19 protein-coding genes are annotated in these 20,134 nt (G+C 67.9%); 14 read left to right on the top strand and 5 right to left on the bottom strand.

Annotated features, from left to right (window positions below; translation table 11 throughout):
- Window positions 1–258 precede the first annotated feature (258 nt).
- The 10 genes from ctaD (at window position 259) to ACGFNJ_RS29580 (ending at window position 10,021) form a co-directional block, all read left to right on the top strand.
- Window positions 259–2,004, top strand: a complete 1,746-nt coding sequence (gene ctaD / locus ACGFNJ_RS29625; RefSeq protein ID WP_393455236.1) for a cytochrome c oxidase subunit I — start codon at window positions 259–261, stop codon at window positions 2,002–2,004.
- Between the two features lie 138 nt (window positions 2,005–2,142).
- Window positions 2,143–3,360, top strand: coding sequence for a phosphoserine phosphatase SerB (serB, locus tag ACGFNJ_RS29620; RefSeq protein ID WP_393455233.1), 1,218 nt, complete (start codon window positions 2,143–2,145; stop codon window positions 3,358–3,360).
- Between the two features lie 82 nt (window positions 3,361–3,442).
- A complete protein-coding gene (locus ACGFNJ_RS29615) occupies window positions 3,443–3,889 on the top strand; it encodes a protease inhibitor I42 family protein (protein ID WP_393455230.1) in 447 nt (148 codons plus the stop codon).
- The gene (locus ACGFNJ_RS29610; RefSeq protein ID WP_393455227.1) at window positions 3,889–4,716 is read left to right on the top strand and encodes an aminoacyl-tRNA hydrolase; all 828 of its coding nucleotides are present in this window, start codon (window positions 3,889–3,891) and stop codon (window positions 4,714–4,716) included. Before ACGFNJ_RS29615 ends, ACGFNJ_RS29610 begins: the two co-directional genes overlap by 1 nt.
- A gap of 166 nt (window positions 4,717–4,882) precedes the next feature.
- The gene (locus ACGFNJ_RS29605; RefSeq protein ID WP_393455224.1) at window positions 4,883–5,056 is read left to right on the top strand and encodes a hypothetical protein; all 174 of its coding nucleotides are present in this window, start codon (window positions 4,883–4,885) and stop codon (window positions 5,054–5,056) included.
- Between the two features lie 62 nt (window positions 5,057–5,118).
- Window positions 5,119–5,952 (top strand): ABC transporter ATP-binding protein, encoded by an 834-nt coding sequence (locus ACGFNJ_RS29600; RefSeq protein WP_393455221.1) that lies wholly within the window; start codon window positions 5,119–5,121, stop codon window positions 5,950–5,952.
- Between the two features lie 155 nt (window positions 5,953–6,107).
- The gene (locus tag ACGFNJ_RS29595; protein WP_393455398.1) at window positions 6,108–6,878 is read left to right on the top strand and encodes an NUDIX hydrolase; all 771 of its coding nucleotides are present in this window, start codon (window positions 6,108–6,110) and stop codon (window positions 6,876–6,878) included.
- A 34-nt stretch (window positions 6,879–6,912) separates the two neighbouring features.
- Window positions 6,913–7,704: an enoyl-CoA hydratase-related protein gene (locus tag ACGFNJ_RS29590; RefSeq protein WP_393455218.1), complete on the top strand. Its 792-nt coding sequence runs from the start codon at window positions 6,913–6,915 to the stop codon at window positions 7,702–7,704.
- Window positions 7,705–7,874: 170 nt separating this feature from the next.
- Window positions 7,875–8,852, top strand: coding sequence for a class I SAM-dependent methyltransferase (locus ACGFNJ_RS29585; RefSeq protein ID WP_393455215.1), 978 nt, complete (start codon window positions 7,875–7,877; stop codon window positions 8,850–8,852).
- Window positions 8,852–10,021, top strand: coding sequence for a class I SAM-dependent methyltransferase (locus ACGFNJ_RS29580; RefSeq protein WP_393455212.1), 1,170 nt, complete (start codon window positions 8,852–8,854; stop codon window positions 10,019–10,021). The genes ACGFNJ_RS29585 and ACGFNJ_RS29580 overlap by 1 nt, the downstream gene beginning before the upstream one ends.
- Window positions 10,022–10,036: 15 nt before the next feature.
- On the opposite strand, the gene ACGFNJ_RS29575 is transcribed toward ACGFNJ_RS29580, so the two are convergent.
- A complete protein-coding gene (locus ACGFNJ_RS29575; RefSeq protein WP_393455209.1) occupies window positions 10,037–11,389 on the bottom strand; it encodes a PQQ-binding-like beta-propeller repeat protein in 1,353 nt (450 codons plus the stop codon).
- Window positions 11,390–11,675: 286 nt separating this feature from the next.
- Between ACGFNJ_RS29575 and ACGFNJ_RS29570 the strand changes: the two genes are divergently transcribed.
- Window positions 11,676–12,422 carry an acyltransferase gene (locus ACGFNJ_RS29570; RefSeq protein ID WP_393455206.1) on the top strand — a complete coding sequence of 249 codons (747 nt, stop codon included), beginning with the start codon at window positions 11,676–11,678 and terminating at the stop codon, window positions 12,420–12,422.
- Window positions 12,423–12,468: 46 nt separating this feature from the next.
- Entirely contained in the window at window positions 12,469–13,011 is a 543-nt protein-coding gene (locus tag ACGFNJ_RS29565) for a DUF1697 domain-containing protein (protein ID WP_393455203.1), read from the top strand.
- Window positions 13,012–13,112: 101 nt separating this feature from the next.
- Here ACGFNJ_RS29565 and ACGFNJ_RS29560 read toward each other — a convergent pair whose 3' ends face one another.
- The 4 genes from ACGFNJ_RS29560 to ACGFNJ_RS29545 form a co-directional block, all read right to left on the bottom strand.
- A complete protein-coding gene (locus ACGFNJ_RS29560; protein ID WP_393455200.1) occupies window positions 13,113–14,069 on the bottom strand; it encodes a hypothetical protein in 957 nt (318 codons plus the stop codon).
- Between the two features lie 368 nt (window positions 14,070–14,437).
- The gene (locus ACGFNJ_RS29555; RefSeq protein WP_393455197.1) at window positions 14,438–15,691 is read right to left on the bottom strand and encodes a glycosyltransferase family 4 protein; all 1,254 of its coding nucleotides are present in this window, start codon (window positions 15,689–15,691) and stop codon (window positions 14,438–14,440) included.
- Entirely contained in the window at window positions 15,688–17,295 is a 1,608-nt protein-coding gene (locus ACGFNJ_RS29550) for a 1,4-alpha-glucan branching protein domain-containing protein (RefSeq protein WP_393455194.1), read from the bottom strand. The genes ACGFNJ_RS29555 and ACGFNJ_RS29550 overlap by 4 nt, the downstream gene beginning before the upstream one ends.
- Complete coding sequence (locus ACGFNJ_RS29545) at window positions 17,292–18,110, bottom strand: methyltransferase domain-containing protein (protein WP_393455192.1); 819 nt, start codon at window positions 18,108–18,110, stop codon at window positions 17,292–17,294. Before ACGFNJ_RS29545 ends, ACGFNJ_RS29550 begins: the two co-directional genes overlap by 4 nt.
- Before the next feature lie 225 nt (window positions 18,111–18,335).
- On the opposite strand from ACGFNJ_RS29545, the gene ACGFNJ_RS29540 reads away from it, so the two are divergent.
- On the top strand, window positions 18,336–19,121 hold the full coding sequence (locus ACGFNJ_RS29540; RefSeq protein ID WP_393455189.1) for an electron transfer flavoprotein subunit beta/FixA family protein: 786 nt from the start codon (window positions 18,336–18,338) through the stop codon (window positions 19,119–19,121).
- A 36-nt stretch (window positions 19,122–19,157) separates the two neighbouring features.
- Window positions 19,158–20,114 (top strand): electron transfer flavoprotein subunit alpha/FixB family protein, encoded by a 957-nt coding sequence (locus tag ACGFNJ_RS29535; RefSeq protein ID WP_393455186.1) that lies wholly within the window; start codon window positions 19,158–19,160, stop codon window positions 20,112–20,114.
- Window positions 20,115–20,134: the final 20 nt, after the last annotated feature.

Genomic DNA, 20,134 nt, shown 5'->3' with positions numbered 1-20,134 from the left:
CACCCAGTCGCGCAGTCCTCGTCACCGCCGATGCGGAAACGGGCGTCGGTCGCCGGCGCGGTCGGCGCACACCGCATCGACGGCATAGGATCGGGCCCGACCAACGAAATACGACACAGAGTAGGACCCGTGCGGGTTGCTGCGGCAGCACGGTTTACGATTCCAGAAGCGCAAGCGAACTGTCGTCTGTTCCGACACGGGGACGGATGCAAGCAGCGGAGCCTGCGGAGCGACCTAAAGGCACCTTCAGGAGGATCAGTGACTGCCGTAGAGCCCAAGCCAGTCCCTCAGTTGGAAGCGACTCGGCCGTATCCGGCGCGGACCGGGCCGAAGGGTTCTTACCTCTACAAGATGGTCACGACCACCGACCCCAAGGTCCTCGGCACCATGTACCTGGTGACCGCGATGAGCTTCTTCCTCGTCGGTGGTCTGATGGCGCTGCTGATGCGTGCCGAGCTGGCACGGCCTGGCCTGCAGTTCCTTTCGCCGGAACAGTTCAACCAGCTGTTCACCATGCACGGCACCATCATGCTGCTGTTCTACGCGACCGCGATCGTGTTCGGCTTCGCCAACATCGTGCTCCCGCTGCAGATCGGCGCGCCTGACGTCGCCTTCCCGCGCCTGAACGCGTTCAGCTACTGGCTGTACCTGTTCGGCGGCTCGATGGCGACCGCGGGCTTCATCACCCCCGGCGGCGCCGCCGACTTCGGGTGGACCGCCTACACCCCGCTGACCGACATCCTGCACTCGCCGGGCGTCGGCGCCGACCTGTGGATCCTCGGCCTCGCCGTCTCCGGCCTCGGCACCATCCTCGGTGGCGTCAACATGCTCACCACGGTCGTCTGCCTGCGTGCACCGGGCATGACCATGTTCCGGATGCCGATCTTCACCTGGAACATCGCCGTCACCAGCGTGCTTGTCCTGCTTGCCTTCCCGCTGCTCACCGCGGCGCTGTTCGGCCTCGCCTACGACCGGCACCTCGGCGGCCACATCTACGACCCGGCCACCGGCGGCGTCCTGCTCTACCAGCACCTGTTCTGGTTCTTCGGCCACCCCGAGGTGTACATCATCGCGCTGCCGTTCTTCGGCATCGTGTCCGAGATCTTCCCGGTGTTCTCGCGCAAGCCGATCTTCGGTTACACCACGCTGGTCTACGCCACCCTCGGCATCGCGGCGCTGTCCATCGCGGTGTGGGCGCACCACATGTACGCCACCGGCGCCGTGCTGCTGCCGTACTTCTCGTTCATGACCTTCCTCATCGCGGTCCCGACCGGTGTGAAGTTCTTCAACTGGATCGGCACCATGTGGCGCGGTCAGCTGACGTTCGAGACGCCGATGCTGTGGTCGATCGGCTTCCTGGTGACCTTCCTCTTCGGTGGTCTCTCCGGTGTCATCCTGGCCAGCCCGCCGCTGGACTTCCACGTGACCGACTCGTACTTCGTTGTCGCGCACTTCCACTACGTGCTCTTCGGCACCATCGTGTTCGCCACCTTCGCCGGCATCTACTTCTGGTTCCCGAAGATCACCGGGCGGATGATGGACGAGCGCCTCGGCAAGTGGCACTTCTGGGCGACGTTCGTCGGCTTCCACACCACCTTCCTGGTGCAGCACTGGCTCGGCGCCGAGGGTATGCCGCGCCGCTACGCCGACTACCTGCCGAGCGACGGCTTCACCACGCTGAACACCATCTCCACCATCGGCGCGTTCATCCTCGGCGCCTCGATGCTGCCGTTCGTGTGGAACGTCTTCAAGAGCTTCCGCTACGGCGAGGTCGTCACGGTGGATGATCCGTGGGGCTACGGCAATTCGCTGGAGTGGGCGACCACCTGCCCGCCGCCGCGGCACAACTTCTACGAGCTGCCGCGGATCCGGTCCGAGCGTCCCGCGTTCGAGCTGCACTACCCGCACATGGTCGAGCGGATGCGGGCCGAAGCGCACGTCGGCTGGGGCTCGGGCAAGCACTACAGCCACGAGGTCACCGAGGGCGCGACCGCGACACAGTAGATTTACGACGACCGATGAGTGTGCACCTGCTGGTCCACAGCGGGTGCACACTCGTTTGTGCGGCGAAGTACACCCGTAGCGACGCGACAATGAAGTCCAGGCCTGCGACGGAACACCTCTAAACCTGGAGCACATCAGTTGGCCGACACCACAGTTCTCGTCACCGTCACCGGACCCGACCGTCCCGGTGTGACGTCCGTGCTCCTCGCGGCGATGTCGCGGCACCACGTGAGCCTGCTCGACGTTGAACAGGTCGTCATCCGCGGCAGGTTGACCCTCGGCGTGCTCGTCACCTGCCCAGGCGATCCCGAGTCGCTGCAGGAAGAGCTCGAAGAGGCGATGAACACCGTCGGCATGCACGTCGATGTCGAGGTCGACGCGGCGATCGGCAGGCAGCCGATGTCCACCCATGCGGTGGTGATCCTCGGTTCCCCGGTCACCGCGCACGCGTTCAGCTCGGTGTCGCGGCAGCTGGCCGCGCTCGGCGCCAACATCGACAGCATCCGCGGCATCGCCGACTACCCGGTCACCGGGATGGAGCTGCTGGTCACCGCGACCGACACCGGCGCGGACACCGACTCCCGGCTGCGCACGGCGCTGGCCGAGGTGGCGGTAGCCGAACAAGTCGACGTCGCGGTCGAGCGGGCCGGGCTGGCACGAAGGGCCAAGCGGCTCATCGTGTTCGACGTCGACTCCACGCTCATCCAGGGTGAGGTGATCGAGATGCTCGCGGCGCACGCGGGCGTCGAGGACGAGGTCCGCAAGGTCACTGAGTCCGCCATGCGCGGCGAGATCGATTTCGCCGAATCGCTGCGCCAGCGGGTGGCGACGCTGGCCGGGTTGGACGAGTCGGTGATCGAGGAGGTGGCCGACCGGATCGAGCTCACCCCCGGTGCACGGACCACGATCCGCACGCTGCGCAGGCTCGGGTTCCAGTGCGGTGTGGTCTCCGGTGGTTTCCGTCAGGTGATCGAGCCGCTGGCGCACGAACTGGAGCTGGACTTCATGCAGGCCAACACCTTGGAGATCAAGGGAGGCAAGCTGACCGGGCGGGTCGTCGGCGAGATCGTCGACCGGGCCGCGAAGGCGACCGCGCTGCGCAAGTTCGCCGCCGAGGCGGGCGTGCCGATGGAGCAGACCGTCGCGGTCGGCGACGGCGCCAACGACATCGACATGCTCAATGCCGCCGGACTCGGGGTGGCGTTCAATGCCAAGCCCGCGCTGCGTGAGGTCGCCGACGCGGCGCTGTCGCACCCCTACCTCGACGCGGTGCTGTACATCCTCGGTGTCACCAGGCACGAGATCGAGGCCGCCGACGCGCACGACGGGTTGGTGCGCCGCGTCCCGCTGAGTTGACCCCGGTGTCGATGGCCGGGTCGAGACCCTGCCGTCGGTAGGCTGACGCCGACCATGATCGTCGGCGTGATCGGAGGGTACGGTGCGGAAATCTCTGCTGGTGTTGCTGCTCGGATTGACGGTTGTCGGATGTGGCAAGGACGATGCGTCCGGGTCCGGGTCGAGCTCATCGGCCGCGCCGACGACCGGCCCTGCGCCTGCCGCGGTCACGGTGACCGAGGCGGACAACGGTAAGGAGCGGCGGCTCGAGACCGGGCAGTCGCTGGTGGTGACGCTGCCCGCGAACCCGTCCACCGGGTACTCGTGGCAGATCGCCGAGGTGGATGCCAATCTGGTTCGGGTGCAAGGCGAACCGGAGTACAAGGCGGATCCCACGAAGCCGGTCATGCCGGGATCAGGCGGGACGTCGGTGTGGACCTTCGTCGGTGCCGTGCCCGGCGCGACCAAGCTGGTGATGAACTATCTGCGGCCGTGGGAGCAGGGTGTGGAACCCGCGCAGACGTTTTCGTTGACGATCAAGGTGGAGTGATGTCGAGCATCCCGGAATGTGGTGCCGGAGTCCGGGATGCCCGGGGGAGTGCGGTGCAGTCGAGCGAACAGGCCACGGAGTCGGCGGAATTCGATATCGCCGGATTCCGGGTCAGGCACGCGGAGTTGGCGACCGGCTACGGCGGCGCGGGCGACCCCGACGATCCGGCCATGGTGCAGGCCATGCAGATTGTGCTGCACCTGCCCAAGGTGGACCCGCCGCTGCGCAGCGCCCTGCTCGCGGCGGCGGCCACCGCATCGGTCGCGCTGTGCTTGGACGAGCGGGTCGGCCCCGAGGGCGAGTGGTCGGCGCGCTACCTGGCCTGGAAGCGCTCTCGCATCCGCAAGGTGACCCGGCGCGCCCGCGGCGGCCAGTGGCTCGCCGCGAACGACGTGGACGGCGTGACGGTCGAGGTGGACGGTGCGCAGGCGCGTGCCCTTGTCCCTGGTCCGGTCGGCGCCATCGACCCGAGGATCCGGCGGTTGCAGATCGGCGGCACCGACCTCGAACACGACGAGCCAGGCCCCGCCGATCCGGATCTGCCGGTGCTCTGGGTGAATTCGGGACTCGAGATGACCCTCGGCAAGGCGGCCGCGCAGGTCGGCCACGCCAGCATGCTGTTGGCGGGTGCGTTGACCCCCGAGCGGGCTCTGCGCTGGGCGGAGCGCGAATTCTGCTGCTCGGTGCGGGAGGCCGATGCGCGTCGATGGCAGGGGTTGACCGATGCAGTGGCGCAAGGGACGGCCGTTGCCGTGCGCGACGCCGGGTTCACCGAGGTGGCGCCCGGCTCGATAACGGTGATCGCGGTACCTGCTCGATCTTGGTAACCGTGCGGTAAAAGCTCGCGCCAATGCGGCGTTGTCCGCCAGTGATTTGGGTATGACTGATAGCAGCTATACCGAGGACGTAGTGCTCTACTGTTGCCAGGCCTCCGGGCGGAGGCTCGATGGACCAAGGCAACGTCGCCTTGCTCGACCGAAGGAAAGACCAGCTATGACAACGCTGCTGGTGATTCTCATAATCTGGGTACTGTTGTCGGTTCCCTTGGCCCTCGCGGTGGCCCGCGTGATGCACAAGGCGGATGCGGGCGATGGTGAACGCCTCGACCCCGATCGGCGCGCCGACCAGCGCCTACGTGACGTATTTGCCCCGGGTCGCAGGCACTGACCCACTCGACACGCGCACCCGCACCTGCCCGCGTTGGCGGCCGGTCCGGCGGGTGGTCCAAGATGGACCGCGTGCCGCAACCGGATCCCGATCTGCTCATCGATTTCACCGACGTCACCGTCCGTCGCTCGGGCCACACGCTCGTCGGTCCCGTCACCTGGCAGGTGGAGCTCGACGAACGCTGGGTTGTCCTCGGGCCCAACGGCGCGGGCAAGACCTCCCTGCTTCGCATGGCCGCCGCCGAGATGCATCCGACCTCGGGCATCGCCCACCTGCTCGGCGAGATTCTCGGCAAGGTCGACATCACTGAACTCCGGCCGCGGATCGGTTTGTCGTCCGCAGCGGTGGCGGGCCGGGTGCCCAAGGACGAAAAGGTCAGCGACCTGGTCGTGTCGGCGGGCTACGCGGTGCTCGGCCGGTGGCGGGAACGTTACGACGATGTCGATACCGACCGCGCCATCGACATGCTGGAAAGCCTAGGCGCCGAACATCTTTCGGATCGCACCTACGGCACCCTTTCCGAGGGTGAGCGCAAGCGCGTCCTCATCGCGCGCGCCCTGATGACCGACCCCGAACTCCTGTTGCTCGACGAGCCTGCCGCAGGCCTCGATCTCGGCGGCCGCGAGGAACTGGTGGAGCGCCTCGGCGACCTGGCCGCCGATCCGGATGCGCCGGCCATCGTGCTGGTCACCCACCACGTGGAAGAGATCCCGCCCGGCTTCACCCACGGCATGCTTCTCAACGAGGGCGAGGTCATCGCCCAGGGGCTGCTCACCGACGTGCTCACCTCCGAAAACCTCAGCGATGCTTTCCGTCAGCAGATCGCCCTCGACCAAGTCGACGGCCGCTATTTCGCCCGGCGGGCACGTCGCGCGGGAAAGCACCGCACCCGCTGAACTAGCGCGATGCTGCCAGTGCCGGTTCGGCGATCTCGCTGACCGAGCACACGCGGTGACCAGGTTCACCGAGCGCGGGTTATGGTGCTGGGGTGAGTGAGACAAAAGTGCAGGCGGACTCTCAGCCTCCGGCGGTCAAGGACGCATCGACCGTGATGCTGGTGCGCGACAGCGCCGCGGGGCCGGAGATCTTCCTGCAGCGCCGAGTAGGCGCGATGGCGTTCGCCGCGGGAATGACCGTGTTCCCCGGCGGTGGCGTCGATCCGTCCGACGGCACCGCCGACATCGCCTGGGCAGGCCCCGAACCTGCTTGGTGGGCAGAGCGTTTCGCTACCACCGAGCCGCGGGCGAAGGCGCTGGTCTGTGCGGCCGTGCGCGAGACCTTCGAGGAATGCGGTGTGCTGCTTGCCGGTCCGACCGCCGACTCGGTGGTCTCCGACACCGCCGAGTACCACGAGGCGCGCGGCAAACTAGAACGCCGTGAGTTGTCCCTTGCCGCGTTCCTCACCGCGGAGCACCTGGTGTTGCGCGCGGATCTGCTTCGGCCGTGGGCGAATTGGATCACGCCGGAGCTGGAGCCGCGACGCTACGACACCAGGTTCTTCGTCGCGGTGCTGCCCGAGGGGCAGCTCGCCGACGGCGCGACCTCCGAGGCCGCCGAGGTGCATTGGCGTACCTCGGCCGAGGCGTTGGATCGGTGGCGGGCAGGCACCGACATCCTGCTGCCGCCGACCTGGTCGCAGCTGTACGCGTTGGGCGAATTCGGTTCCACCGCAGAGATTCTCGCCGCTGAGGCGGTAATCGAACCGATCATGCCGGTGGTCACGGGTGTCGACGGACAGCAGCTGCTGACCTTCCCCGGCAACGTGCGCTACTTTGCGGATCTGCCGGATCAGAGCAAGCTCAGGGGATCTGTCCGCAAGTGAGTTCGCGCGCGGCGACCCGGTAGCGTGGCGTCCCATGGCCGAATTCGTGACCCTGGAGCTGCCGACGCCGCAGGCCGATCCTTCCGATGCCGCGCGCCGCGTCGCCGTCCTCCGGATCGCCCGCCCGCCGATGAATCTGCTGAACGCGCAGCTGGTGCGGGAGCTGGCGGAGGCGGCCGATTCGATCGCCACGGATCCGACGGTGGCGGCGGTTGTGCTCTACGGCGACGAGCGGGTGTTCTCGGCGGGCGACGACCTGGCCGAGCTGGCCGAACTCGGCGCGGACCAGGCGAGGGCGATGGCGGGCGATCTGCAACGCCACCTCGGTTGCCTGGCCAGGCTGCCGCAGCCGACGGTCGCGGCGATCAGCGGCTATTGCCTCGGCGGCGGCCTCGAGCTCGCGCTCGGCGCGGATCGGCGCATCATCGGCGACAACGTGAAGCTCGGCCTGCCGCAGATCAAGGCCGGTCTGATACCGCTCGCGGGCATCCGTCGGCTCGCGCTGCTGATCGGTCCTGGCCCGGCCAAGGACCTCGTCTACTCCGGCCGCTTCGTCGAGCCCGACGAGGCACGGGTGCTCGGGCTGGTCGACGAGGTCGTCCCGCCCGACGACGTCTACACCGCGGCGCTCACCTGGGCGCAGCGCTTCACCGACGGCCCGGCCCGAGCGCTCGCCGCCGCCAAGGCCGTTTTCGAGGCGGGCCCGCACGGCTTGGACCGCGCACAGACCGAATGGTCTGATCTGTTTGCCAGCGAAGACCGCGTGATCGGCCTCCGTTCCTACCTGGCCGACGGCCCGGGCTCGGCGGCCTTCGTCGGCCGCTGAGCAGGCGACCGAAAGATCTCATTCTGATCTCGGCCGACGCGGCCTGAGCTGTGGGTTAGTCAAGATCACCTGGTCGAAACAGGTTCCAATACGGACGCCGGTCCAGGAGTGATCACAATGGCTGGGCCGACAGCGGGCCAGGTCCCCACGTTTGGGTAGGCTTAGCCGCTATGACGGTACGCCCTGACGACCCCGCGCCGAACCCGCACGCCACCGAGGCCGAGGTCGAAGCAGCGCGCAAGGATACGAAGCTTGCCCAGGTGCTCTACCACGACTGGGAAGCGGAGACCTACGACGACAAGTGGTCGATCTCGTATGACGAGCGTTGCATCGAGTACGCCCGCGGTCGCTTCGACGCGGCCGTCGGCCCGGCCCCGCTACCGTACGGGCGCGCCCTCGAATTGGGTTGCGGCACCGGCTTCTTCCTGCTGAACCTGATGCAGGGCGGCGTCGCAAAGACCGGCTCGGTCACCGACTTGTCGCCGGGCATGGTGAAGGTCGCGCTGCGCAACGCCGAGCACCTCGGCCTCGACGTCGACGGCCGGGTCGCCGACGCCGAGACCATCCCGTACGAGGACGACACCTTCGACCTCGTGGTCGGGCACGCGGTGCTGCACCACATCCCGGACGTCGAGCTGGCGCTGAAGGAATGCCTGCGCGTGCTCAAGCCGGGCGGCCGCTTCGTCTTCGCAGGCGAGCCGACCACCGCGGGCAACTTCTACGCGCGCTGGCTCGGCCGGATCACCTGGAAGGCCACCACCACCGTCACCAAGCTGCCCCAGCTCGCCGGCTGGCGGCGCCCGCAGCAGGAGCTGGACGAGTCCTCGCGGGCCGCGGCGCTCGAGGCGGTCGTCGACCTGCACACGTTCGATCCGAGCGATCTCGAGGGCATGGCACGGTCGGCCGGTGCCGTCGAGGTCAAGGCGACCACCGAAGAGTTCGCGGCCGCGCTGTGGGGCTGGCCGGTGCGCACCTTCGAGGCGGCCGTGCCGGACGAGAAGCTGACCATGGGCTACCGGATGGCCATGTACCGGGCGTGGCTGCGGCTGAGCTGGTTGGACGAGAACGTGATGCGCCGGGTGGTGCCGCGTCAGTTCTTCTACAACGCGATGATCACCGGCGTGAAGCCGGGTAGTTCCGCCAAGTAGTGGGATACGGCTTCAGTCGCGCGGATGTCACCTTTCTCGGCAGTGCGGCGGGCCTTGCCGCATTAGCCGAGGTGGATCGGCTGGAGCTGACCCAGGCGACGCACCTGCGCGACCTGGAGCGGGTGCGGCGTGACCACGGTGCCGCGGCGGCCTGTCTCGTCGAGACCGTCCGGCTGCGACGCAAGGCCGCGGCCAAGCTCGCCGGGGCGGGGGAATGGCTGTTCACCGACGACGCACTCCAACAGGCGACACCGACGGCGGTGGCGCGCGGCCGCGCCGCCCGGTTGGCCGGGCGGGCGGTGCACGACGTGACGTGCTCGATCGGCGCGGAGCTCGTCGAGCTGGCGCGGGTGTGTCCCGCGGTGCTCGGCAGCGACCTGGACGACGTGCGGCTCGCGATGGCCGCGCACAACCTCGGCGGCAGCCGAAATGTGTTGCTGGCCAAGGCGGATGCCCTGGTCCCGGTGAGCAGGGACACGGTCGTCGTCGCCGACCCGGCGCGCAGGGCCGACGGCAGGCGCACCCACGATCCGGCGAAGCTGCAACCGCCGCTGCCCGATCTGCTGTCCGCCTATGCGGGCCGTGATCTCGTGGTGAAGTGCGCTCCCGGTATGGATTTCGACCGGCTCGACTGGTCCGGCGAGGTCGAGGTGGTCTCGCTCGACGGCGCGGTACGCGAGGCGTGCCTGTGGTCGGCGGGGCTGACCGACTCGGCGATCAGTCGACGAGCCACCGTATTGTCTTCGGCCGGAACATCGTTCACGCTCACCGACGCCGACCCCGATGACATCCCCGAGCGGGCGCCTGGCACCTGGATCGTCGACCCCGACGGTGCGGTGATCCGCTCCGGCCTTGTCCGTCACTACGCCGCGAAACACGGCCTCTGGCAACTGGATCCGCGCATCGCCTACCTCACCGGTGACGCGGTGCCGCCGGGCACCCGCGGCTTCCGCATCATCGATCGGCTGGATTACCGCGAGAAGACGCTGCGCGCGGCACTCCGCAAGCACGACTGCGGTCCACTGGAAATCCTGGTCCGCGGCGTCGACGTGGACCCGGACAAACTCCGGCGCACGCTCAAACCCCAAGGCGTCCAGCCCTTCACACTGGTGATCACCCGGATCGGACGCACGCCGACGGCATTCCTCTGCACCGCGCAGGTGCACTGAGCTCGGACCGGCAGGTCAGCGTTCGGGCTTGAAGACGAACAGCTCGCCGATGCGCGTCGCGACCACGACTTCGCCTTTGGCGCCGATCGAAGTGCCGGTGGTGCTGCCGCGCGCGCCGGGCAGCACATCGGAGTCGATGGTGGCGCCGGTCTTGATGTCGAAGGTGATCAGGTTCAATCCTTCGCCGATCGCGGCGGTGGTGTACCCGGTGCCGCCCGCGGTCTGCACCGGAGTTCCGCGCAGGTCGAGATCCTTACGCTCCCAGACGGTTTCCACGACATCGCCGGTGTCGCGCAGCGCGAGCAGATAGCCGTCGTCGCCGGACGGAATGATCAGCCCGTCGGTGGAGACCGAAATGCCGCCGCGCGGAGCCCATTCCAACTGCTGCACCCATTTGGTCCGCCCGTCGGCGGTGTCGACCGCGATCAGCCGCTTGCTGTTGTCGCCGACATAGACCGTCTTGCCGTCCGCGGACAGCGTCGGGCTCGTCGCACTGCCGCCGGTCAGCATCGCGGCGCTCCAGTCCTGCTGGATCTTCTTGTCCGCGTAGCGAAGTGCGACCAGCGTGGCGACGGGATCGCCCGGCTTCCATACCGTGACGAAAAAGCGCCCACTGGCCGCGTCGACCGCCGAGATGTTCGCGACCGGGCACTGCGGTTCGCCGGAGAGGCATTCGGCAAGGCCGTGCCCGGCGGCAGGCCAGGTGAGGTTCGGGTGATCGAGCGGATCGGGCTGGCCGAGCAGCTGCATCGAGGGGACGACGCGCTCGCCGGTCTGCCGGGACAACACGTCCACCTGACCGGTTTGGGTGACCGACAACAGGTTTCCGTCGCCGGTGAACTGCACCGAGATCGGCGTGCCTGCCACGCTGGTGCGCCAGCGCGGCTGCCCGAGGTAGTTGAAGGCGTTCACGCCGCCGACGTTGCCGCGATCGTCGCCGACATAGACATTGGTGGCGCCGTCGACGGACGACGCGGCGCTGATCGCGCCCGGTCCGAGCTCGTTGCAGAAACGCTTACGCCCGGTGGCCATCTGGAAGGAGAAGATCGTGCAGCCGGGCAGGTTCGTGGTGAGGAACATCTGCCCGTCCGGACCGATGGTCACCGGCTGTGCGATCGGCCCGCCGATCGGGCGCGACCAGCTCAACGCGACCTTCTTGGCGCCGGTGACCGGGCTGCTTCCGTCGTTGCGGGCGTCGTGGTGCGCGGCGGGCCAGCCCTTGCCTGGTCCGACGGCGATGTCGTCGACGTCGGTGCCGCAGCCGGTCAACGCCACCGCGCCGACCGCGACCAGCGCCGCCAATAGCCGGGCCCGGGACGATCGCCGCACGGAACTGGCCAGTACGCCGCCGCTTCGCACTTGCTGCACTCCTGTCGTCGTTTCCCAGCTCTAGGGCCACCCGGTTCGGGTGTACGCGTGTGGAATTGCCAGACGCCGCCCGCGGCGCGGTAGTCACTGTACGGGAGGGGTGCGCGGGGGAGGACGAGTCCTGCCGTTGTGGTGCCGGGCGGCTTGCCACCGTAGCCGGGGGTATCTTCGTCGGCATCACGACCATCCCGGTCTGCGCAGGACGGCGCGATGCGGCGTACTAGGCTCTATTCCCATCCCCACTCCGGTGGGTGACAGGCCTTAGACCACGACAGGAGATCCGTTCGTGACGAGCATGTGGGGCGCACCGTTGCGCTCGCGCTGGCGGGGATCGCGCCGCCGGGATCCGCAGCAGGCGCGCTTTCTGACCGCGGCGTCGCTGCGCTGGGTGCTCGCGAACAAGGCGTACACCCCCTGGTATCTGGTGCGCTACTACCGGCTGCTCAAGTTCCGGCTGGCCAACCCGCACATCGTGTTGCGCGGCATGGTCTTCCTCGGCAAGCGGGTCGAGGTGCACGCGACCCCCGAGCTCGGCCGGATGGAGATCGGCCGGTGGGTGCATATCGGCGACGGCAACGCCATCCGCTGCCACGAGGGTTCGCTGCGCATCGGCGACAAGGTGGTGTTCGGCAAGGACAACGTCGTCAACACCTACCTCGACATCGAGATCGGCGAGTCCACCCTGGTCGCCGACTGGTGCTACATCTGCGACTTCGACCACAAGATGGACGACATCACGCTGCCGATCAAGGATCAGGGCATCGTCAAGAGCCCGGTTCGCATCGGCCCCGACACCTGGATCGCCGCGAAGGTGACCGTGCTGCGGGAAACGCGTGTCGGCCGCGGCTGTGTGCTGGGTGCGCACGCGGTCGTCAAGGGCGAGATCCCGGATTACAGCATCGCGGTCGGCGCGCCTGCCAAGGTCGTGAAGAACCGCAAGGATGCCTGGGAGGCGAGCGCCGAGGAACGCGCGCAATACCTTGCGGCACTGGAAGATATCGAACGCAAGAAGAACGGCGCGAAAACCGCGTAGCCACGGATCACGGTATCCGTCGGAGGGCTTCGGTAGGTTCCTCGTTATGAATCGCTATGCCGCGTTGTTGCGGGGGATCGCACCGAGCAACCCGAACATGAGCAACGAGAAGTTGCGCGGAGTGTTCGAGATGCTCGGGTTCGAGAAGGTCGCCTCGGTGCTCGCAAGCGGCAATATCGTGTTTCACAGCACGGATACCGATGTCAGCGATCTCGAGGATCGGATACAGCAGGCGCTCAACGCCGAGCTCGGCATCGCCGGTGGCACGATCATCCGCAGTTACGAAGAGTTGCGCGCCCTGCTCGACACCGATCCGTTCCCCGGCCTCACCCACGGACGCGGGACCTACCTCGTGGCCACGTTCCTCAAGAACCGCAAGAAGGCCGCCGAACTGCCCGACCAGCCCGATCCGCTCACCCGAGTCGTCGGCTTCGACAAGGCGTGCAGCACCTTCCTTGCGGTAGTCGACAACAGCGAGCCCGGCAAAACCCCGGACTTCATGACCTGGCTCGACAAGACCCACGGCAAAGACATCACCACCCGCACCTGGCTCACCGTCCAGCGCATCGTCAAGAAGATGGACGCGTAGCGGCGACGGCGCTGCGTACCTTTTCGCGCGATGCGCTTGTTATTGCTGGCCATTCTGCGCGCAGCACCACACAACATGCGCGGTACCACGTGAACCTGCGATTAGCGGGGCATGCGGACAGTGCGTCCAGCTGGGCGGGGGTGGTGGGTTGCTCGAGCCATGGCGCGGCGAAAGCGGGTTGCGATGGCGTCGGCGGTATCGAGGTCGGACCAGGTCCAGCGGACGACTTCCCCACCGAGGTCGCGTAGTTTGTCTTCGCGAAGCTTCTCGCGGTAGAGCGCGGTGGCGGGATCTTCAGCGGTCTTCACACTGCCGTCATACTTCACCCTGCCGTCGAATTCGCCGATGATGCCCAGCTCCTCGAAGCAAAAGTCGGCACGGGCAACGAATCGGCCGAACGTATCCAGGACCGTTGTTTGCAGCTCAGGGGTAGGGAGATCGAGGTTGGCGAGGACGACCCTGCTGCGAGACTCGCCGATGCTTTCGCTGCGTCCGTCGAACATGGCGATCGCTCGTGATGCCGCGTGATATCCGGGCCTTCCCGCAGCGTAAGCCAGTGCCTGGCATAGGGATTCGTGGTTCAAATCAAATCGGCGCATCGCCGCGTCACCGATCGCTACCGCTGCTTGGAGTCCGACGGTACGTGCGATGTCAGCAACGGTGCGCGCGGGTGTGAATACTCGCAATGACCCGATTGAGATGACGTCCTCGTCTCGGAACGGCGCGCAGTGTACGTGCACGTGTTTGCCTCGATGCCCGCCGCTGCTTCGATGCCGAGTGATGTGCACGCGATCCAGTGGTAGTCCCCACAACGGCAGATTCTGAACAGCTGCCGAGGATTGATGGCTGATCACGGCAGGCGTTGCCAAGTGAGCCGCAGACGCGTACACGAGTGCGCCATACCGCTCCTGCTGGTCCATGACCTCGTACGTATCGGACAACATATAAGAGCCCGGTCGAATCCTTCGCCAACAATGCCGCTTAGTGAAACTCCGCAGCTCGGCATCGCTGTACCCCTGTGCCAACGCCTCGCGACGCTGAATCGGTTTGGCTTCCATCCGCCAATCGTGCCCGCCCCCCACACCCGACGCGCCCCCCAAACCCACCCCCTGTGAACAACCCACACCTTGTGGATAACCTTGCCGCGCGCACCTTTTCGCCTGACGCGCCCGCTATCGCTAGCTAACACGCGCGCAGCACCACCAACCATGCGCAGCACCGTGGAACGTACGCGGATGATGGGCTGCCTAGTGCCGCGCAGACATTCGCCGGATGCGTGCATTTTCGCCGGCGGTTTTGTGCGCGGCGCTGCGAAACGTGCGCGGGTGGTAGGTCAGTTGGTGCCGCGCAGACATTCGCGGCGCGCGCGTGTTATTGCTGGCGGTTTTGTGCGCGGCGGGCTGGGTCTTGCGCGGCGATGGGGCAGCTACTTGGGATCTCGTTCCGGCAGCGGGCGTTCGACGATGGTGGGGCGGCCGAGCGGGTTGCGCACGCGGCGCTTGGCGGAGTGATAGACCTGCGCGGTTTCGGCGGCGACCACGTCCCAGGCGAAGTCGGCGGTGAGGCGCTCGTGCGCGGCGTAGGCGCGATCCTGTGCCGCGGCCGGATCGTCGAGGGTCGCGCGGGCCGCCTCGACGAGGCCGTCGACGTCGGCGGGGGCGAAGGAGGCGCCGGTGACGCCGTCGATCACCGCTTCGCCGAGTCCGCCCGCGGTCGAGGTGATCAGCGGGGTGCCCGCGGCGGCCGCCTCCAGCGCGACGATGCCGAAGGGCTCATAGCGGCTCGGCAGCACGATGGCGTCGGCGCCGTGCAGCCAGCCGAGCAGTTCGTCGTGATCGAGCTGGCCTGCGAAGTTCACCGCGCGGGCCACCCGATGCACCCTGGCCCGCTCGCGCAGCCACTCGAATTGTGTGCCGACACCGGCGATGGTGAGGGTGGTGCCTGGGTGGGCGCGGCGGATACGCGGCAGCGCGGCGATCGCGTCCTGCACACCCTTCTCGTATTCGAGCCTGCCGACATACAGCAGCCGCGGCGGGCCGGTGCGCGGCGAGCGCGGCCGAAAAGTCCACGCGCCCACGTCGATTCCGTTGCGGATCACCGTCATCGGCACCCGCTCCGGCCCGTAGAGCCGCTCCACCTCGTCCTGCATCGACGTCGAGCAGGTGATCAGCGCGTCGGATTCGTTGGCGAGCCACCACTCGACCGAATGCACCTGCCGGTTGACCTTGCCAGCGACCCAGCCGCTGTGCCTGCCTGCCTCGGTGGCGTGGATCGTCGAGACCAGCGGCACGTCGTAGTACTCGGCGAGGGCGATGCCGGGGTGGGCGACCAGCCAGTCGTGCGCGTGCACCACGTCCGGCACCCAGCCGTCACCGATGCCTGGCTTGCCGAGCGCGATGCCTGCCCGCACCATGGCGTGGCCCATGGCCAGCGTCCAGGCCAGCATGTCCTCGCCGAAATCGAAGACCGGCGGATCCTCCGCGACCGCGACCACCAGCACGCCCTCCGCGATGAAGGAGTGGGTGGGATGGGTCGAGGAGTCGGTGCCGGAGGGGCGGCGGGCCAGCACGACCACCTCGTGACCTGCCACGGCCAGCTCGGTGGCCAGGTGATGCACGTGCCTGCCCAGCCCGCCGACCACGACCGGCGGGTACTCCCACGACACCATCAAAATCTTCATGCATGTCCTTCTGCGGTGGACCGTAGAGCGGGGTCCGATCCTGGTGCGGCGTCAGGCTGGGATGCCGCCGCAAAGCTTCCTCCGGACCCGGCACGCGCGAGCCTGCGTGCGTCAACGCCGGGGAAGAGTCCGTCAGCTGACCCCCATCCTGCCGCCAATTGCTGTGCTTTGGCGACTTGGCCCGCTCCGACGGCGGCCGCGATCTCGCGGACCGCGTGCGCATGCCGGTGCGCCCGGTCGCGAGCGTAGCCCGCCGCGGAGTCCTTGCTGACCATGAAGGCCCAGTCACTGGACACGGTGAGAATGGCTTCGCGCAGCAACTGGTCGGCGACGTGGTCGCGCAGCGCGGGCCCACCGTCGGCGGCGCGCATCTTGTCGATCGTGTCGAGGGTCAGCCGCACGATGTCGTCGTTCAGTTCGACGAGGTCACGCACCTGGTCGCCGGCCCAGACCCGCCAGTCCTTGCCGGAGCCCCACGACGAATCGGCCAACGGCACCGGTGTGCCCACATAGCCGCGTTCGCGTGCGTCGGCCAGGGTGCCGACGGTGATGCCTGCCTCGGGCAGTGCCCGCAACACCTGGGCCAACCATTGCGGGCCCTCGTGCCACCAGTGACCGAACAATTCGGTGTCGAACGCGGCGACCACCAGCGCGGGCCTGCCGATCCGCTCGGATTCGCTGATCAGTCGCTGGCGCACCGTCGCGACGAAGTCGTCGACATCGCGCAGCACCGCGGCGGCCGCCAGCTCCGGGTCGTAGGGCGCCTTGTCCGGACCGGCGACGGTCTTGCCGGTGACACGCGCGGGCTTGAGACCGGTCGCGTGGTCGTAGTGATGAAAGTCACGGTAGGCGCTCTGGCCGGGGTAGCCGGATTTCGGCGACCAGACCCGATAGCTGACGTGCAGGTCGCGCCCGAAGGCGACGACATCGGACTCGCGCACCGGCCGCCCGAGGGTGCTGTCGCCGCGCAGCGCGGGTCCGTCGACCATGAAATGGGTCACACCCGCCGCGGCATAGCCGATTTCCATGCCGGGGGTGTAGCCGCATTCCGGCGCCCAGATGCCGGTGGGCGTGTGACCCCAGCGGTGCTGCGCGTCGTCCAGGCCCTCGGTGAGCTGGAACTGGCGCAGCCGCGGATCGAGCAGCGGCTGGAACGGATGCGCGAGCGGCCCGCCGAGCAGTTCGATGGTGTCGGCGTCGACGAGTTCGCGCCAGACCGGGGCGGCGCCGTGCCGCCAGCGCCGCTCGAAGTCCGCCAAAGCCGCTGTGGCCAACCGGTGTTCGTGCCTGCCGAGGGCGAGGTTGCCGTTCATCGCCGCTTCGTCGGCGCGCAGCTGCCAGTTGCCGAGCCAGTGATGCATCCCGGCCAGCGAGTGCGGGTCGTCGAGCTGGGCCGCGAGCACCGGCGTGATGCCGAGGCTGAGCAGATGCGAACGGCCCTCGGCGGCAAGCGTTCTCAGTACCTCGGCGACCGGGAGGTAGGACGCCGCCCAGGATTGGTAGAGCCATTCCTCGCCGACCGGCCAGCGGCCGTGATGCGCGAGCCAGGGCAGATGGGAGTGCAGAACCAGGGTGAACTGGCCGGGAACAGCCCTGTCACTCAAGGCTTCACCGCGATGGCGACCAGGTCGAGGCTCGCATCGATGTCGTCGGCGATCAGCTCGAAGTCGTCGATGGTGACCGCCGCGACATCGGCGGTCAGCTCGGCGGGCCACGGCTGTCCGGCGAGCGCCCGTTCGATCTGTGCGTCGATGAAGGATCCACCGTGCTTGGCGTCGAGCGCCCGCAGCCCGGGGCCGTGGTGAACGCCGATCATCTCCGCGACCTGGAATCCGGCTTCGACCAGCAGCTCGGTCAATTCGGCCGCGTTCAGTTCGCGGGTGTGGAACGGGTTGAGCGGGGTATCGCGACCGGGGGAGAAGGTGATCCGGTTCGGCGTGCTGATCAGCAGCTCGCCGCCGGGACGCAAGACGCGCAAGCACTCCCGGAGGAACTGGCCTTGGTCCCAAAGGTGTTCGATCACTTGGAAATTGACGACGACGTCGACCGAGGCGTCGTCGAGTGGCAGTGCCGCGAGGTTGCCCTGGATCATCTCCACCCGCGGGTAGCGGGCCCGCACGTGCTCGACCGCACCCGTGTCGTAGTCGACGCCGGTGACCTTGGCGGCAACGCCTGCGATCATGTCGGCGCCGTAGCCCTCGCCGGATCCCGCTTCCAGTACGGTTTTTCCGGCGCAGCGGTCGAGCAGCCTGGCATAGGCGATCTCGTGCCTGCGGAACCAGTAGTTCTCCTCGGCGATGCCGGGGACGGTGCGCTCGCCGGTCAACGGCAGCGGCTCGACCGTGCCGTCGGTCGCGTCGGTGGCGCCGGATCGACCCGTCGGATCGTCCACTGCGGCAGGGATCACAGCCTCACTCATCACTCCGACGTTACTGGTAAGGCCCATTGCGAGACACTCGCACCCGGCCTGCGGACCGGCGCACCATATCGCCGGGACTGGCGTTGTGAGAGAGAAGCCGCTAAGTTACCCACGAGTAACTTAACGTAGGGTAGTGTCACGCCCTGAGCTACTCACCCGGACGTACGGCCCCCGCTCGTGCGACCACCCACACGTGTAACCAGAACAGGAGGTCGACGAAGACCGATGCCGAACATCGTCGTACTCATCAAGCAGGTTCCCGACACCTGGTCCGAGCGCAAGCTGACCGACGGTGACTACACCCTCGATCGCGAAGCCGCCGACGCCGTCCTCGACGAGATCAACGAGCGCGCCGTCGAAGAAGCGCTGCTGATCAAGGAGGCGCAGGGCGGCGAGGTCACCGTGCTGGCCGCCGGACCGGACCGGGCCACCGAGGCCATCCGCAAGGCGCTGTCCATGGGCGCCGACAAGGCCATCCACATCAACGACCCGGCGATCCACGGCTCCGACGCCGTGCAGACCGCCTGGGTGCTGGCGAGCGCGCTCGGCCAGGTCGAAGGCGTTGAGCTGGTCATCGCGGGCAACGAGGCGACCGACGGTCGCGCAGGTGCGGTGCCCGCCATCATCGCCGAGTACCTCGGCCTGCCGCAGCTGACCCACCTGCGCAAGCTCACGGTCGACGGCGACAAGATCACCGGTGAGCGCGAGACCGACGACGGCGTTTTCAAGCTGGAGGCCAGCCTCCCCGCCATCGTCAGCGTCACCGAGAAGATCAACGAGCCGCGCTTCCCGTCCTTCAAGGGCATCATGGCCGCGAAGAAGAAGGAAGTGCAGACCTTCACGCTGGCCGACCTCGGCGTCGACCCGTCGACCGTCGGTGTCGCGAACGCGGGCACCGCCGTCACCGGCGCCACCCCGAAGCCGCCGCGTACCGCGGGCGAGAAGATCGCGGACGAGGGCGACGGCGGCACCAAGATCGCCCAGTATCTCGTCGGTCAGAAGATCATCTGATCCCGCCCCTTCGAGACTGCTTAGGAGAGAACACAAATGGCTGAAGTACTTGTGCTCGTTGAGCACGCCGACGGTGCGATCAAGAAGGTCAGCACCGAGCTCCTCACCGCCGCCCGCAACCTGGGCGAGCCCGCCGCCGTCGTGCTCGGCACCGCGGGCACCGGCGAGAAGCTGGCCGACGCGCTCGCCGCGGCGGGCGCCGCGAAGATCTACATCGCCGAGTCCGACGATGTGGAGAACTTCCTGGTGACCCCGAAGGTCGACGTGCTCGCCGCGTTGACCGAGCAGGTTTCCCCCGCCGCCGTCATCGTCGCCGCGTCCGCCGAAGGCAAGGAGGTGTCGGGTCGCCTGGCCGCCCGCATCGGTTCCGGCCTGCTGGTCGACGTCATCGACGTGAAGGCCGACGGCACCGCCGTGCACTCCATCTTCGGTGGCGCGTTCACCGTCGATGCCAAGGCCACCGGCGACGTGCCGGTGATCTCGGTCCGCCCCGGCGCCATCGAGGCGTCCGCGCAGGCCGGTGCCGGCGAGAAGGTCACCGTCGAGGTGCCTGCTCAGGAAGACGGCGTCGTCAAGGTGACCTCGCGCGAGCCGGTCGTCGCCGGTGACCGTCCGGAGCTCACCGAGGCGACTATCGTCGTCTCCGGTGGTCGCGGTGTCGGTTCCGCCGACAACTTCGCGGTCGTCGAGGCGCTGGCCGACTCGCTCGGCGCCGCCGTCGGCGCCTCGCGTGCCGCCGTCGACTCGGGCTACTACCCCGGCCAGTTCCAGGTCGGCCAGACCGGTAAGACGGTCTCGCCGCAGCTGTACATCGCCCTCGGCATCTCCGGCGCGATCCAGCACCGGGCGGGCATGCAGACCTCGAAGACCATCGTCGCGGTCAACAAGGACGAAGAGGCCCCGATCTTCGAGATCGCGGACTACGGCATCGTCGGCGACCTGTTCAACGTCGCCCCGCAGCTGACCGAAGCGGTCAAGGCCCACAAGGGCTAGTCCGCCTCTCCGCGAATTTT

The organism is Nocardia sp. NPDC049149, from assembly GCF_043197455.1.
Classification (GTDB): Bacteria; Actinomycetota; Actinomycetes; order Mycobacteriales; family Mycobacteriaceae; genus Nocardia.
The sequence above is the reverse complement of the archived record's forward strand: the minus strand, read 5'-3'. Positions and strand labels throughout refer to the sequence as shown.